Raw genomic sequence first — 15,164 nt, 5'->3', positions numbered from 1 at the left:
TTTATTACTTATCCAGTTGTTCGCGTAAAATCCCCGTCAGACTGCAGGTTTTATCCAGTCCATATTCCCAGTACATCATTCCGTACATATTTTTATCCTTCACGTATTCGGCTTTGTATCGCAGAGCGCGTTCGTCTTCGTAGGAAACGAACTGCTCACCATTGTACAAATAGGCGGCTTTCGCTTCCTCATCCCACATCTTCGTATAGTTCTTCTCTCCGGTTTCCAAATATTTCACTATGGTGTCGTAGGAGTGGGTCTGCCCGCCTTTCTCAGCCGGACTTCCAGGCTTCGAATTTCGGACCCCCTTCCACTCGCGGCTGTAGAAAGCAGCTCCCATTACCAGCTTTTCATAAGGTACACCGGCGGATACAAAAAGGCGGACTGCTGCGTCGCTGCTTGCTCCTTCTCCTGCACCGGAATACAAGCCCGCATGGTGCCCTGTCACGCTGTCCCACTCACCGTACAAGTCATAGGTCATAAGCTGCACGTAATCCAAAATATCCGCTGCTTCCTTCATCTGTGTATGTTCCACATAGAAGCCCAGCGCCCCTGCGGCAATGGAAAGCAGTTTATATTCTGTAAAAGCGTCCAGTCTGCTCCTCAGTGCTTTCAGCAACAGGGTGAAGTTCTCCTTATCCTCGGGAATCGCACGGATCCCTGCTTTATCGGAACAAGGATATTCCCAGTCGATATCGATTCCGTCGAAGCCGTATTCCTCCGTAAGACGTGCCGCAGATTCGGCAAATTTTGCCCGCCCTTCCTTCGTTTCCGCGGCCTGAGAAAATCCATCCGCTGCCCAGCCGCCTACGGACAGTACGACCTTAAGCTTCGGATTTATCGCTTTTAGCCTTGCGATATCTCTCTTTCCATGCTTTTCCTTCCAGTAAACCTCACCGTTCTTAATTAAGCCAAAGGCTATATTCACTCCATCCAGCGCTCCGATGTCCTCAGCCGTCATATCTCCCAAACTCTTTGTAAAGCAGTATCCAATTAATTTTTTAGTTTTCATCTTTTCTCTCCTACGATTTCCAAATGTTTATATGGGTTGCCGTGAAACTCTCTATATCTCCTTATTTATATATATCTATATTCAAAAGTCAATGTATTATCTTGGCACTTTTTGTATTTCTTCCCGTTTACGTGCCTTGACCTTAAACATAAGAAGTGTTATTATTTTAACGATTAGATATGTCTTAGATAAATTAAAATATGAGGTGTGAACAAATGAGCAAAACTTTTGATGAGTTAATCTCCAGAGTAACTGAAATTCCTATGAAGAAGGTTTCTGTGGCAGTTGCGCAGGACTCCGCTGTATTAGAGGCGGTAAGAGCTGCGAAAGACAGAAAAATCGCAGACGCTATCTTAGTAGGCAATGAAGCTAAAATTAAGGATGTTGCGAAAGCGTCGGGAATTAATATCGATGATTTCGAGCTGGTGCATGTGGAAGATGATATCGAAGCTTCCCTGACCGCGGTAAAGCTGGTCCATGACGGCAAGGCCGACATGTATATGAAGGGTTTGATCGACACGAAGAATTTCTTAAAAAGCGTGCTGGATAAAGAGGTCGGCCTTCGTACCGGCAAAGCCTTATCGCATGTATGTGTATTCGACGTGGAAGGCATCGATCACCTGCTGTTTTTGACGGACGTGGCTTTCATTCCTTATCCTACCCTGGAGGACAAGGTAAGTATCATCAACAACACGTTGGAAATTACCAAGGCGTGTGGCATAGAGTGCCCTAAAGTGGCTCCCCTGGCTGCAGTTGAAGTGGTAAATCCCAAAATGCCGGTTACTGTGGAGGCCGCGGAACTGACTCAGATGAACAAGGATGGAAAAATTACCGGCTGTATCGTTGATGGCCCTCTTTCTCTGGACCTGGCTATCGATGCGGAGGCTGCAAAGCATAAGGGCGCCACTGACAGGCAGATTCAAGGCGATGCCGATATTCTTCTTTTCCCCGACATCCATGCAGGCAATCTCGTATATAAGGCGATGGTTCATACTGCAAACCTTAAGAACGGCAATATATTAACAGGTACGAAAGCGCCGGTCATCCTAACCTCACGTTCCGATTCCATGGAGGTAAAGGTCAACTCTCTGGCTCTCGGCGCCGTTGTTGCGGAATTCTTAAAATAATACTTAAATTGATCGATTATAAAATAAGGAGACTTGGTTATGTCAATAAAGAGTTTAATTATCAATCCCGGCTCTACCTCCACGAAAATCGGCGTGTTTGAAGACGAAACGCTGCTTTTCGAGGAAACGTTAAGACACACTACGGAAGAAATCGCGCAGTATTCATCTATCGTAGACCAGAAAGACTTTAGAAAAAAAATAATTCTCGACTTAATGGAAAAGAAAAACTTCGATATGAAGTCATTAAAAGTCATCGTAGGGCGGGGCGGTATGTTAAAGCCGATTCCCAGCGGTACGTATGCGGTAACTGAAGAGCTGTTACACGATCTTATGATCGGCAAACAAGGTGAGCACGCTTCCAATCTGGGCGGTATCCTCGCAAAGGAAATCGGCGATTCTCTGGGCCTTCCCTCATATATCGTAGACCCCGTAGTGGTAGACGAACTCATGCCTATCGCAAGATATTCCGGTGTTCCTGAGCTTCCTCGCACCAGCGTATTCCATGCGCTGAACCAGAAAGCGGTAGCAAAGCGTTATGCTAAAGAAACAGGAACGTCCTACGATTCCTTGAACCTTATCGTGGTACATATGGGCGGGGGAGTTTCCGTAGGTGCACATGAAAAAGGAAAGGTAATAGACATTTTCAATGCCCTCGACGGAGACGGCGCTTTTTCACCGGAAAGAGCTGGTGCGGTCCCTCCCGGTGCTCTCATTAAAATGTGTTTCTCAGGGAAATATACGGAAAAGGAAGTATATAAGAAACTGGTCGGCGGCGGCGGCTTCAACGCCTATCTTGGCACTAACGATATGCGGAATGTAGAGGCCATCGTACAGAAAGGTGATAAAGAAGCGGCTTTGATCCGCGATGCGTTCATCCTCCAGGTTGCCAAGGACATCGGCTCTATGGCCTGTGTCCTGAAAGGTAAAGTGGACCAGATCATTATGACCGGCGGCATCGCATATAACAAAGGAGTAACCGATGATCTGACCGAAAGGGCAGGCTTCATCGCTCCCGTTACTATCTATCCCGGAGAAGACGAGCTTCTGGCTCTCGCTCAAGGCGCTCTGCGCGTAATGAACGGAGAAGAAAAGGTGATGGAATATTAATTATGTGATTGATAACAGCAGTGTCCTTACCCGAACTGCTGTTATTTTTATGTAACAGGTCTGCCGCCCCGTTTTATTCCGAATTTTTCCCGCATGAAAAGAAGTCTGTCGACTTGTTGTTCATCCAGTTTATTTTGTTTTCCCAGAATCTTGTCGGTAATCAAAAGAATTTTCGCATAGTATTCCATGGACTCCAAACGATAGTATGCGGAAAACGCGTCTTCCGCCCACGTTACGGCTCCATGGTTCGCCAGAAGTACTCCGTTGTGTGTATTGCAGTAAGGGGCTATCGCCTCCGGCACCTCGTTGGTGCCCAGTTCGGCATAAGGTGCTATCGGCACGTCTCCCAATGTAATTATCGCCTCTGCCAATACCGGTGCATCCAGCGGAATTCCCGCGATGGCAAAGCATGTACAAATAGGAGGATGCGCATGGCAGACTGAAAGAATATCAGGGTTCTCCTTATAAGCGCGAAGGTGCATTTTCAATTCGGAAGAGGGCTTGTTCGTTCCCTCAAGAACATTTCCGTCAAGATCTACCTTCACAAGCATCTTTTTCTTCATGAATCCCTTGGAAACTCCCGTAGGCGTCGCCCATACTTCGTTGTCTCCCGTTTTTATGGAGATGTTACCGTCGTTAGCCGCCACGAAATCACGTACATACATCCGCTGTCCGATTTCAATAATCGCCTTTTTAGCCTGCTTTTCCGTCATATATATCATATCTCTTGTCCTTCTGTTATCTTTTTTTCAAAAATCTCCTGCAAAGATTGTGTAAAGGGAGCTCTTGCAATGCCGTATTCGGTAACGATGGCGGTAATCAGCTCATGGTCGGTCACATCGAAGGCGGGATTGAATACTTTTACCCCTTCCGGGGCCAGCCTCTCCTTATACCACATTTCTGTTACTTCCTCCGCCGGGCGCTGTTCGATACGAATGTCATCTCCCGTCTTCGTATTTCTGTCGATAGTCGAGGTCGGTGCACAGACATAAAAAGGAACATTGTAGCGCTTCGCAACAGCCGCCACAACGGAGGTTCCTATTTTATTTGCAACATCCCCATTCGCGGCCACCCTGTCACAACCTACAAAAACGGCGTCTATCCATCCGTTTCGCATAACGGCTGCCGACATGTTGTCGCAGATAAGAGTCACATCAACACCCGAGGCTTGAAGCTCATAAGCGGTCAGTCTCGCCCCCTGCAGAAGTGGTCTGGTTTCGTCAGCAAATACATGAAAATCATAGCCCCTTTCCTGCCCGAGATAAATGGGCGCGGTTGCGGTACCGTATTTGCTCGTCGCCAATTGTCCGGCGTTGCAGTGAGTCAGTATGCCGTCTCCCGGCTTTACAAGGCTAAGTCCGTATTCTCCTAATTTCTTACATACCCGTATATCTTCTTCCTTAATGGCTATCGCTTCGTCCCGCAGCTTAACCTTTATCTGCGCTACCGGCAATTTCTCATTCGCCCTGCACACCTGCTCCATGCGGTTAAGTGCCCAGGACAAATTAACAGCAGTAGGTCTGGAAGAATTCAGATATTCCTTCTGTTTCATAAAATCCTTATAAAAAACGTCGTAGTCCTCCGTATCAATTCCTTTGGCCAGTATGTAAATACCGAAAGCGGCTGCCACACCAATTGCAGGTGCTCCGCGAACCTTCAATAAATAAATCGCATCCCATATTTCTTCTGCCGTCTTTAAATGGATCAGCTGCGTCCGTCCGGGAAGCAGTGTCTGATCGATAATTACCACGGAAGCCTCGTTGTCTTCCAAAGCAACTGTTTCATATTCCATAATATTCTTCTTATCAGTCATCCGTCTAGTCTCTCTCTTTTTTTCTCTGTTATATGCTCATACTGTACCATCGATTGACAAGGTTACACACGGGCGTGTAAGACCTTGTCAATCGATGGTAATATCTGCATACTGCGCATGAGCCGCCTTTAACAGATCCGCCGGCGCGAGCTCCATTTGGGAACCCAACCTTCCGCCGCTGACAATCACCTTCTCTAATCTCTCCGCAGATATATCTACCTTCGTTACATATTGCTTCTTCATTCCGATTGCCGTGCAGCCTCCTCTGATATAACCGGTCACATCGACTATATCCTTTACATGAATCATCTGCACCGACTTTTCACCTACCGCTTTAGCTGCCTTTTTCAGATCCAGCTCCTTTGCAATAGGGATGACAAATACAAAATAGTTTTTACCGGAGCCCAACGTCACTAACGTTTTATAAACCTTCTCATAAGAAAGTCCCAGCATATCTGCTATTTGCAGTCCATCGATGAATTCCTCGCATTCATACGTATAATGTGTGTATTCTATCTTATTTTTCTCCAGAATGCGCATCGCATTCGTCTTAATATCTTTATTTTTTGCCACAATTTCACCCTCTTCTTAAAGTCTGCTACCTTTGTTACTGTTCACTCCGTTCACAGCAACTCATGCTTTCTGCATTTAAATTCTCTTCGCGAAGCAGAAACCATCTCTTATATCACGTTCTTGCGCAGCTTAACAGCAAGTGTTAAGCTGCTGTATGAACAGTAACATTCTTTCTCTAATTTGTAAACCCTCAACAAATTATTGACCATATCTTGGTGAATTGATATACTTATGACAAATATTCTAAAGAATAAAATCGGAGGTATCACATCATTATGTTCAAAAGAAAAGGGTCTTGCTCAGAAATGCTTCGTGTTTCTGAATATGTAGAAAATACCATGAATGGCATAGATACGGCGCCTTGCCCGCAAAGTACCTATCCTCTGCACAGCACTATTATAAACCATTTTGACAAGCTGCTGCAAAATGAGCGCCGCATGTCCGATGCTGCTAAGCAGGTATTGGAAATTGCTACCTCCATCAGTTCCTTCGATGTAGAAATGACATTTATGTCAGATGAACTTCTCCACTTTGCCAAAGAACTGGCTGATTTAAGCGAATCCAATCTTGCCATTGTGGAGGAAACTACTTCTGCGATGAACGAAGTAAACAATACCATCGACGATACTGCCCATACATTAGAACGCCTTTCGGAAGAATCCTCTTCCCTGGCCGCTAAAAATAACGAAAGCACTCAGATACTCCACGAAGTAAGCACGTTAAAGGAAAATGTAATTCAAGATACCAATGACATGAACGAAAAGATTACTCAGCTGGTAACTCTTGCAGACGAAGTGGAAAAAATCGTAGTGAGTGTCCAGAGTATTGCCAATCAGACCAACTTGCTCGCATTAAATGCCGCCATTGAAGCCGCCAGAGCGGGGGAACATGGTAAAGGCTTCGCTGTCGTTGCGGACGAAGTGCGCACGCTGGCAGACGATACCAAGCAGAATTTAAGCGGCATGCAGAAATTTGTAGCCGAAATTCACAGTGCTGCCAAGGACGGAAAGCTAAGCATCGAGCGCACCCTCTTCTCCACAACTGAGATGGATGATAAAATTGATTTGGTCTCCCAGACGGTCAGCAACAATATCGATATGCTGAACGGTGTTGTTCTAAGCGTATCGGATATCAATAAGTCCATGCAGGGCATAAAATACTCTGCTGCAAATATCAACAAAGCCATGGAGACCTCCAGCAAAAATGCAGAGATGCTCGCAATGATGACACAGAGTATTCATAACGATGCGGATGAAAGCGTTTCCTTCTCGAAAAACATTTCCGCAATCGACGACAAGCTCTCGCTTGTCTCCGCCAGATTATATGAAGGTCTGCGCAGCGGAAGACACGCGATTACCAACGAAGATTTCCACAGTGCCATTACTAAAGCGAAGAAGGCTCATGAGAATTGGATGGCAAAGCTTGCGGACATGACGGAAAACATGAAAGCAGTTCCATTACAGACCAATTCCAGGAAATGTGAATTCGGACATTTTTATCATACAATAAAGGTGGATCATCCTGCCATTTTGGAAGATTGGGGGAAAATCGCTCCTATCCACAAAGACTTACACGATGCGGGCGAAAAGATTATAAGGCTCATCCGAAACGGCGAAGAACAAGAAGCGAAACAGCTTCTTTTGCATGCGGAGGATGACTCGAAGAAGGTTGTCGCTTTGCTCGATACCATCGACAAGACCGTTGATGATTTAATGAAGAAGAATGTAAAAATCTTTTCTTAATTGATTCATACTACCGCTATGAACAGCTTTGCCGTCAGATATCCGATTGCCCCACATCCGGGAAATGTGAGAATCCACGTAACGATCATCCGTTCCACGACTTCTTTGTTCACGCTGGATATATCCTGCGCCGCACCCACTCCCATCATCGATGTGGTTTTTATGTGAGTGGTAGAAACGGGTATGCCGGATAAACTTGCAAAAAATAAGCATATCGCTCCCGCGGTATCTGACGCGAAGCCCTGCGGCTTTTCTAATTTCACCATATCGTTTCCTACCGTTCTTATAATCCGCTTCCCGCCTATTGCAGTTCCTGCTGCCATTATCCCGCTGCATAGGATCATCATCCAAAAAGGTATCTCAAAGTCTGTGCCTCCTGCGTTTTTGCCTGCAAGACAAATTCCCAGCATGAAAACTGCCATGAACTTCTGCCCATCCTGCGCACCGTGCATAAATGCCATCGCCGCCGCACCGGCCGTCTGGGCCTTAACGAAGGTTTTCTCTTTCCACCGTCCAGCCGCCCACAGACTTACCGCTTTACCGCAAACATATCCCATGCCTAAACCGCATATTACAGATAGCAGCAAGCCATACAGCACCTTCACCCATTCCGCTCCGCTGATACCCGTTACACCGTTATGTAAAGCGATGGCCGCCCCCGATATCCCTGCAATCAGCGCATGGCTTTCGCTGGTAGGTATGCCGAAGCACCACGCCGCCGACGCCCATAGCACAATAGCAGTCATAGCCGCACAAAGAGCTGCTAACGCCAGCTTCGTATCTGCCCCAAAGTTCGCAATATGATAAATAGTAAAGGCCACTTTGGAATTGAACATAGTCATAAAAAGCATTCCCGCAAAGTTAAATACTGCTGCCATTCGTATGGCACTTTTCAAGTCCATCGACTTTGTTGAAACGCAAGTAACGATAGCATTGGGGGCGTCTGTCCATCCATTTACTAATATAACACCTGTTATTAATAGCGTTGTTATTCGTAATATTGGATTTTGCAAGAATTGTTCCAAAAAATCGTGAAATAATATGGTCATTTCCCTACCTTTTATACTTTCTCAAAGATAATTTTGCATTAAATCCTTCATAATGCCTCCTTCTCTAATGTTTCTTCACAACAGATTCATTGTTGTCTATTCCACATCGTAAGGTCCTAACCCACTATTAATATAATAAAAAAATAAAAGGATTATGTCATCAATCGATGGTACCGCAAAAAACCGATGCGGCATACATCATATGACACCGCATCGGTTCTCATTATTATTTCATCACTGTTAATTACTATTTTATAATCTTTTACCGCATTTATTTATTAGCTGCAAGATCTGCTCTCAATCTCTCCGTAAGTGCAGGAACAATTTTGTTCAAGTCTCCCACAATACCGTAATCAGCCACGTCGAAGATAGGAGCTGTCTCATCCTTGTTAATAGCGATGATAACATCGGATTCTTCCATACCTGCTAAATGCTGGATCGCTCCGGAAATACCGATTGCGAAGTACAGATTAGGGCGAACGGTCTTACCGGTCTGACCTACCTGAAGATCCTTCGGCTTCCATCCGGAATCAACAGCGGCACGGGAACAGCTTACTGTAGCGCCCAGTACATCTGCGAGATCTTCCAATATCTTGAAGTTCTCACCGCTGCAAACGCCGCGGCCGCCGGAAACAAGGATTTTCGCATCCATGATATCTTCCGTCTCAGCAACAGATTTTACTATATCGAGGATTTCAACATATTTATCGTTAGGTGTAAATCCGGGATTGAACTCTTCAACAACAGCTTTCGCGTTTTCATCCTTACGAGCCTTCTGCATAACACCGGGGCGAACCGTCGCCATCTGGGGACGGAACTGCGGACATGCGATCGTAGCGATAGTATTGCCGCCGAATGCAGGACGTGTCATGAGAAGCTGGTTGTGAAGCTGCTCTCTTCCCGGGATAGGGTTGATCGGGAAATCGCCGACTTCAAGTCTCGTACAGTCTGCCGTAAGTCCGGTATGCACTCTTGCGGATACACGGGGACCGAGATCGCGTCCGATTGCGGTAGCACCAACTAAGAAAATTTCCGGTTTATATTTCTCGATAACAGAAGCCAGCGCATGTGTGTAAGGCTCTGTTCTGTATTCCTTCAGTTCGGGATCATCCACAAGAATAACCTTATCCGCGCCGTAAGCCGCGAGCTCGTCCGCAAGCGCTTTCACACCGCTTCCTACCAAAACAGCCGTAACTTCAGTTCCTAAATCTTTTGCAAGCTCTTTGCCCTTACCCACCAATTCCAAAGCGATACCGCTAAGCTCGTTATCTACCTGCTGTGCAAAGACAAATACTCCTTTATATTCTGCTATATTCATTCTTATTCACCACGCTTTTCCTTTGATTTATTAAATGATGTGTTTCTCTTTTAATCTTTCCATGATGTAGTCTACAGATTCCGTAGGATCAAGAGCAACCTTTGCTCCCACACCCTTTCTCACTCTGTCAGATGCTCTGGCGATCTGTGTAGGTGAACCCTTGAGTCCAAGGTTGGAATCCTCTACATCCACCAAGTTACTTCTTCCCCATACGGTAATCTCTGCATCATAAGCATCAAAGATTCCGCCCGGAGTCATGTAACGAGGCTCGTTCAGCTCCGCGAGCGCTGTAATCAGGCAAGGCATTTTAGCCTTTAATACGTGATATCTGTCATCATATTGGCGCTCTACCACTACGCTGTCGCCCTCTATCTTAATATCCTGCGCATAAGAGATTACCGGAATTCCCAGGTGCTCGGAAATCTGCGGTCCTACTTGTGCGGTATCGCCGTCGATAGCCTGACGGCCGGTGATAATCAAATCATATTCCAAATTGCGAATCGCTCCGGCAAGTGTCTGGGAAGTCGCCCATGTGTCCGCACCGCCGAGAACTCTGTCCGTTACGAGAACTCCTTTATCCGCGCCCATAGCGATCGCTTCGCGAAGCACTTCTTCCGCCTTAGGAAGACCCATGGTAATTGCGGTCACTTCCGCGCCGTACTGATCTTTTATTCTAAGAGCTGCTTCAAGTCCTGCCTTATCATCGGGATTCATGATGGTAAGCATAGCACCTCTGTCCAGCGTTCCATCGGGATTGAATTTAACGCCGCCCTTTGTATCGGGTACCTGTTTAATACAAACAACAATTTTCATTGTATTTCCACTCCTTATGTTTTCATTCATTTTCATTTGCTTAATTCACTATTTCAGTATTGCGCCGGAAATTACCATTCTCTGAACCTCAGAAGTTCCTTCGTAGATCTCGGTAATCTTAGCATCGCGCATCATGCGCTCTACGTCATATTCTCTCGTGTAACCATAACCGCCGTGAAGCTGTACGGCCTTGGTCGTAACTTCCATAGCAACTTCCGCTGCGTACAATTTCGCTTTTGCAGCTTCTACGGAATAATTTTTCTGAGTTTCTTTTGCTTTAGCAGCCTTATAAACGAGCAGCTGAGCAGCTTCCGTCTTCGTAGCCATGTCGGCAAGCTGGAATTGTGTATTCTGGAAAGCGGCAATCGCTCTGCCGAACTGCTTTCTTTCCTTTACATAGTCGATCGTTCTTTCCAAAGCACCTTCTGCGAGACCAAGTGCCTGAGCAGCAATACCGATACGTCCGCCGTCAAGCGTATGCATCGCGATACCGAAGCCCTTTCCTTCTGCGCCTAACAGGTTTTCTTTAGGGATTCTGCAATCCGTGAAAATCAATTCATAAGTAGATGAACCACGGATACCCATTTTCTTTTCCTTCGTACCGAAGGAGAAGCCGGGAGTTCCTTTCTCCACGATGAAAGCAGAAATAATTTTCTTGCTTCTGCCCTTTGCATCGGTGGAAACGCCCGTTACTGCAATGATAATATAAACATCGGCCTCTTTACCGTTGGTAATGAAGATCTTGGAGCCGTTAAGTACCCACTCGTCGCCGTCGAGAACAGCTTTTGTCTGCTGTCCCTGCGCATCGGTACCAGCGCCGGGCTCGGTCAGACCGAAAGCGCCTAATTTCTCACCTTTTGCAAGAGCCGGAAGATATTTCTTCTTCTGGTCTTCCGTGCCGTATGCCAGGATAGGGTCACAGCAAAGAGAGGTGTGTGCGGAAACAATAACGCCTGTAGTTCCGCAAACCTTGGAAAGTTCTTCTACACACATAGCATATGTCAAAATATCGCAGCCCTGACCGCCGTACTCCTTAGGTATCGGAATACCGAGAAAGCCTGCTTTTGCCATTTTTGCAACGGTTTCTCTGGGAAACGTCTCTGTCTCATCTACTTCTTGTGCTAATGGCTTAACTTCTGTTTCAGCGAATTCTTTGAAAAGAGCTCTTGCCATTTCATGTTGTTTACTTAACATAAAATCCATGTTTTTATTTCCTCCATAAAGTTTTAATCATAAAAATTTTTATTTTGATATGACTAATCACAACGCGATTTCACAATGTGACCTCACAATGCGATTTCATAACACTTGCTATTTATTTAGAATAATCGTAGAAGCCTTTTCCGGTCTTCATACCGAGCTGTCCGCCGCGAACCATCTTCTTGAGAAGCGGGTGCGGACGGTATTTGGAATCGCCGGTCTCGTTCTGAAGAACTTCCATGATGGCGAGCACAATGTCAAGACCAACCAAATCTCCGAGAGCCAGGGGACCCATAGGGTGGTTTGCTCCTAACTTCATTGCGTTGTCAATACCTTCTACGCTGGCAACGCCTTCCGCATAGATACCGATCGCTTCGTTGATCATCGGAATGAGGATTCTGTTTACAACAAATCCGGCTGCCTCGTTTACCTGTACCGGAGTTTTTCCGATTTCCTCTGAAATTGCTTTGATTTTATCAACTACTTCGTCAGGCGTATTAAGGCCTGCGATTACCTCTACGAGCTTCATAACGGGAGCCGGATTGAAGAAGTGCATTCCGATAACCGGTCTGTCCAGTCCTGCGCCGATTTCCGTGATAGAAAGAGAGGACGTATTGGTAGCAAAAATACAATCCTTTTTGCAAATATCCTGAAGCTCTTTGAAGGTCTGTTTCTTAATATCCATAACCTCTAATGCTGCTTCCACTACCAAGTCACAATCCGTACAAATCGTTTTAACGCCCGTTGTGATCTTAGCGAGAATAGAATCTGCGGCAGCCTGCTCCATTTTACCTTTTTCAACGCGTTTCGCAAAACCTTTTGCGATTCTGTTCTTGCCGTTTGCAGCGAATTCTTCGTTGATGTCGCAAAGAAATACTTCATATCCTTCTGTCTGGGCAAAAGCCTGTGCAATACCTGCGCCCATTGTTCCAGCACCAATAATACCTACTTTCATCTTAGTTCCTCCTGATTTGTATTTATATGATTTATGTGATCTGCCGCCTTACTCTGTGCGGAAGTCCATCAATACCTGATTAAGTTGCTGCGAAATATTTTACTTGTTAAGGAATTGCTCTACCTTTCTCTTTTCCAGGAAAGCTGCCATTCCTTCCTTCTGATCGAAGGATTCGAAGCAGTCGCCGAATAACTTCTCCTCGATGACAATTGCTTTATCCATATCCACATCCAAGCCGTCGTTAATTGCTTTTTTGCAGTTACGAACAGCTATCGGGGCATTCTTCGCGATACCTGCTGCCATTTTTTCTGCCGCCGGCATCAACTCTTCCTGCGTGTAAACAGCATTTACAAGACCGATCCGAAGCGCTTCATCCGCTTTGATATTTCTTGCTGTGTAAATCATCTGCTTCGCCATGCCAGCACCTACCAAACGAGCGAGCCGCTGTGTTCCGCCGAAGCCCGGTGTGATTCCCAGTCCTACTTCCGGCTGTCCGAATACTGCGTTGTCTGAACAGATTCTAATATCACAGCTCATGGAAATCTCACAGCCTCCGCCCAATGCAAATCCGTTAATCGCCGCAATGACGGGAATAGGGAAGGTCTCCAGCTTGCGGAATACATCGTTTCCTTTTTTGCCGAATTCTTCGCCTTCCGCCTTTGTAAGAGAACTCATCTCACCGATATCCGCGCCGGCTACGAAGGACTTCTGTCCTGCACCTGTTAAAATAAGGCATCTGACTACATCCAGGTTAACAGCATCCAAGGTTTTGTCCAGTTCATCAAGAACGGTGCTGTTTAATGCGTTCAAAGCCTTTTCACGGCTGATAGTAATAATACCAACCGCACCTTTCTGTTCATATACGATAAATTCCATCTTCATTACTCCTTTTCTTCTTATTATTAAGTTTTTTATTAAGTAGGTTATCTGCTGCCGGACATTTGGCTTTCCCGCCTGCCTGATCCGCAAATCACCTAATTTTTCATCCGAATACAGTCCGATAAGCAGACCTGAGAGCGCCTTTAACATCTCGATTAGTCTGCTTATCTTATTTTTAACTATTAATCTTACTCTCTTGTTACAACAGTAGCACAACCCATTCCACCGCCGATGCAAAGTGTAGCAAGACCGGTTTTGGCATTTTTCGCTTCCATTTCATGAAGCAGAGTAACCAGGATACGGCAGCCGGAAGCTCCTACCGGGTGTCCTAATGCAATAGCTCCTCCGTTAGGATTGAGCTGCTTATCCACATCTATTCCTAAGTCTCTTCCTACCGCTACGGACTGTGCGGCAAAAGCCTCGTTTGCTTCGATAATATCGAAATCTTCTATCTTCAGGCCGGTTTTTGCCATGATTTTCTGAGTTGCGGCAACGGGGCCGATTCCCATAACCTCAGGCCTTACGCCCGCAAGAGCTCCTGCCACGAAGGTTGCCATAGGCTTAACGCCTAATTCTTTCGCTTTTTCTTCGCTCATAACAACAACTGCTGCTGCACCGTCATTGATTCCGGAAGCGTTTCCTGCCGTTACATATCCATCCTTATTGATAGTACGAAGCTTTGCGAGAGCATCTATCGTAGAACCTGCACGAGGGCCTTCATCCACTTTGAATTCAACCAGCTCTTTTTTCTTCTTTACCATAACAGGTACGATTTCTTTGTCAAATGCGCCTGCCTTCTGAGCCGCTTCCGCCTTCTGCTGGCTCTTTACTGCAAAATCATCCAATTCTTCTCTCGTGAGTCCCCATTCTGCGCAGATATTGTCTGCAGTCTGAATCATATGGTAGCTGTTGAACGCATCCCAAAGAGCGTCATTTACCATAGTATCCACTAAGGTTCCATTGTTCATTCTATATCCGAAACGTGCCTGAGGAAGTGCGTAGGGAGCCAAAGACATATTTTCCATACCGCCTGCAACAACGATATCCGCATCTCCTGCCATAATCATCTGTGCCGCCATATTGACGCAGTTAAGTCCCGAACCGCATACTACGTTAATGGTTACCGCGGGAACCTCTACCGGCAATCCTGCTTTAATAGTTGCCTGACGAGCCACATTCTGTCCAAGACCTGCCTGAATAACACATCCCATATATACCTGATCAACTGCTTCCGGAGCAACTCCTGCTCTGTTTAAAGCTTCTTTAATTACAATTGCACCAAGCTCTGCTGCCGGTGTCGTGCTGAGACTTCCGCCCAGAGTTCCTATAGCCGTACGGCAAGCACCTGCTAAAACTACCTTTTTTCCCATTGTTTCTTCCTCCATACAATATTGTGTCTGCCAAAGCAGAATGAGTGTTGATTGCAATGATTGTTAATTTTTTATCATTACCAGCGTCATTATTATATCATAGGGTTTTTCATTTTGCAATGATAATAACGCCAATCGCTTCCAAGATAAATAAAAAATGTTACTGGAAACGAAGTGAACAGTAACTAAAAAATCACTTGACTTAT

14 protein-coding genes are annotated in these 15,164 nt (G+C 45.8%); 3 read left to right on the top strand and 11 right to left on the bottom strand.

The window, feature by feature from the left end; genetic code table 11:
- Positions 1-4 precede the first annotated feature (4 nt).
- Positions 5-1,012 carry a glycoside hydrolase family 18 protein gene (locus V6984_RS04985; RefSeq protein ID WP_342758695.1) on the bottom strand — a complete coding sequence of 336 codons (1,008 nt, stop codon included), beginning with the start codon at positions 1,010-1,012 and terminating at the stop codon, positions 5-7.
- Positions 1,013-1,227: 215 nt separating this feature from the next.
- On the opposite strand from V6984_RS04985, the gene ptb reads away from it, so the two are divergent.
- Together ptb and buk are read left to right on the top strand one after the other, a co-directional pair.
- Complete coding sequence (gene ptb / locus V6984_RS04980; protein ID WP_342758694.1) at positions 1,228-2,139, top strand: phosphate butyryltransferase; 912 nt, start codon at positions 1,228-1,230, stop codon at positions 2,137-2,139.
- Between the two features lie 39 nt (positions 2,140-2,178).
- Complete coding sequence (gene buk / locus V6984_RS04975; RefSeq protein ID WP_342758693.1) at positions 2,179-3,246, top strand: butyrate kinase; 1,068 nt, start codon at positions 2,179-2,181, stop codon at positions 3,244-3,246.
- 47 nt (positions 3,247-3,293) lie between these two features.
- Here buk and V6984_RS04970 read toward each other — a convergent pair whose 3' ends face one another.
- From V6984_RS04970 to ybaK, 3 genes are all read right to left on the bottom strand, one after another.
- On the bottom strand, positions 3,294-3,968 hold the full coding sequence (locus V6984_RS04970; RefSeq protein WP_342758692.1) for a class II aldolase/adducin family protein: 675 nt from the start codon (positions 3,966-3,968) through the stop codon (positions 3,294-3,296).
- Positions 3,965-5,059: an S-methyl-5-thioribose-1-phosphate isomerase gene (gene mtnA / locus V6984_RS04965; RefSeq protein ID WP_342758691.1), complete on the bottom strand. Its 1,095-nt coding sequence runs from the start codon at positions 5,057-5,059 to the stop codon at positions 3,965-3,967. Before mtnA ends, V6984_RS04970 begins: the two co-directional genes overlap by 4 nt.
- An 87-nt stretch (positions 5,060-5,146) precedes the next feature.
- Positions 5,147-5,599, bottom strand: coding sequence for a Cys-tRNA(Pro) deacylase (gene ybaK / locus V6984_RS04960; protein WP_425324248.1), 453 nt, complete (start codon positions 5,597-5,599; stop codon positions 5,147-5,149).
- 308 nt (positions 5,600-5,907) lie between these two features.
- Between ybaK and V6984_RS04955 the strand changes: the two genes are divergently transcribed.
- On the top strand, positions 5,908-7,374 hold the full coding sequence (locus V6984_RS04955) for a methyl-accepting chemotaxis protein (protein WP_342758689.1): 1,467 nt from the start codon (positions 5,908-5,910) through the stop codon (positions 7,372-7,374).
- Between the two features lie 5 nt (positions 7,375-7,379).
- Here the strand turns inward: V6984_RS04955 and V6984_RS04950 are convergent, their stop codons facing one another.
- The 7 genes from V6984_RS04950 to V6984_RS04920 form a co-directional block, all read right to left on the bottom strand.
- Entirely contained in the window at positions 7,380-8,423 is a 1,044-nt protein-coding gene (locus V6984_RS04950) for an inorganic phosphate transporter (protein WP_342758688.1), read from the bottom strand.
- 271 nt (positions 8,424-8,694) lie between these two features.
- A complete protein-coding gene (locus V6984_RS04945) occupies positions 8,695-9,741 on the bottom strand; it encodes an electron transfer flavoprotein subunit alpha/FixB family protein (protein ID WP_342758687.1) in 1,047 nt (348 codons plus the stop codon).
- Between the two features lie 30 nt (positions 9,742-9,771).
- A complete protein-coding gene (locus tag V6984_RS04940; RefSeq protein WP_342758686.1) occupies positions 9,772-10,554 on the bottom strand; it encodes an electron transfer flavoprotein subunit beta/FixA family protein in 783 nt (260 codons plus the stop codon).
- Between the two features lie 48 nt (positions 10,555-10,602).
- Positions 10,603-11,757 (bottom strand): acyl-CoA dehydrogenase, encoded by a 1,155-nt coding sequence (locus tag V6984_RS04935; RefSeq protein ID WP_342758685.1) that lies wholly within the window; start codon positions 11,755-11,757, stop codon positions 10,603-10,605.
- Positions 11,758-11,869: 112 nt separating this feature from the next.
- Complete coding sequence (locus tag V6984_RS04930) at positions 11,870-12,709, bottom strand: 3-hydroxyacyl-CoA dehydrogenase NAD-binding domain-containing protein (RefSeq protein WP_342758684.1); 840 nt, start codon at positions 12,707-12,709, stop codon at positions 11,870-11,872.
- 99 nt (positions 12,710-12,808) lie between these two features.
- The gene (locus V6984_RS04925) at positions 12,809-13,585 is read right to left on the bottom strand and encodes an enoyl-CoA hydratase-related protein (RefSeq protein WP_342759941.1); all 777 of its coding nucleotides are present in this window, start codon (positions 13,583-13,585) and stop codon (positions 12,809-12,811) included.
- Positions 13,586-13,776: 191 nt separating this feature from the next.
- Positions 13,777-14,958 (bottom strand): acetyl-CoA C-acetyltransferase, encoded by a 1,182-nt coding sequence (locus V6984_RS04920; protein ID WP_342758683.1) that lies wholly within the window; start codon positions 14,956-14,958, stop codon positions 13,777-13,779.
- Positions 14,959-15,164: the final 206 nt, after the last annotated feature.

The organism is Kineothrix sp. IPX-CK (assembly GCF_039134705.1).
Taxonomy (GTDB): Bacteria; Bacillota; Clostridia; order Lachnospirales; family Lachnospiraceae; genus Kineothrix; species Kineothrix sedimenti.
Note: the sequence above shows the minus strand (reverse complement) of the source record. Positions and strands in the feature narration are given on the sequence as shown.

Bases quoted from the DNA above. Each gene is read 5' to 3' on its own strand.
- V6984_RS04985 (WP_342758695.1), bottom strand. From the start codon at position 1,012: ATGAAAACTAAAAAATTAATTGGATACTGCTTTACAAAGAGTTTGGGA.
- ptb (WP_342758694.1), top strand. From the start codon at position 1,228: ATGAGCAAAACTTTTGATGAGTTAATCTCCAGAGTAACTGAAATTCCT.
- buk (WP_342758693.1), top strand. From the start codon at position 2,179: ATGTCAATAAAGAGTTTAATTATCAATCCCGGCTCTACCTCCACGAAA.
- V6984_RS04970 (WP_342758692.1), bottom strand. From the start codon at position 3,968: ATGATATATATGACGGAAAAGCAGGCTAAAAAGGCGATTATTGAAATC.
- mtnA (WP_342758691.1), bottom strand. From the start codon at position 5,059: ATGACTGATAAGAAGAATATTATGGAATATGAAACAGTTGCTTTGGAA.
- ybaK (WP_425324248.1), bottom strand. From the start codon at position 5,599: ATGCGCATTCTGGAGAAAAATAAGATAGAATACACACATTATACGTAT.
- V6984_RS04955 (WP_342758689.1), top strand. From the start codon at position 5,908: ATGTTCAAAAGAAAAGGGTCTTGCTCAGAAATGCTTCGTGTTTCTGAA.
- V6984_RS04950 (WP_342758688.1), bottom strand. From the start codon at position 8,423: ATGACCATATTATTTCACGATTTTTTGGAACAATTCTTGCAAAATCCA.
- V6984_RS04945 (WP_342758687.1), bottom strand. From the start codon at position 9,741: ATGAATATAGCAGAATATAAAGGAGTATTTGTCTTTGCACAGCAGGTA.
- V6984_RS04940 (WP_342758686.1), bottom strand. From the start codon at position 10,554: ATGAAAATTGTTGTTTGTATTAAACAGGTACCCGATACAAAGGGCGGC.
- V6984_RS04935 (WP_342758685.1), bottom strand. From the start codon at position 11,757: ATGGATTTTATGTTAAGTAAACAACATGAAATGGCAAGAGCTCTTTTC.
- V6984_RS04930 (WP_342758684.1), bottom strand. From the start codon at position 12,709: ATGAAAGTAGGTATTATTGGTGCTGGAACAATGGGCGCAGGTATTGCA.
- V6984_RS04925 (WP_342759941.1), bottom strand. From the start codon at position 13,585: ATGGAATTTATCGTATATGAACAGAAAGGTGCGGTTGGTATTATTACT.
- V6984_RS04920 (WP_342758683.1), bottom strand. From the start codon at position 14,958: ATGGGAAAAAAGGTAGTTTTAGCAGGTGCTTGCCGTACGGCTATAGGA.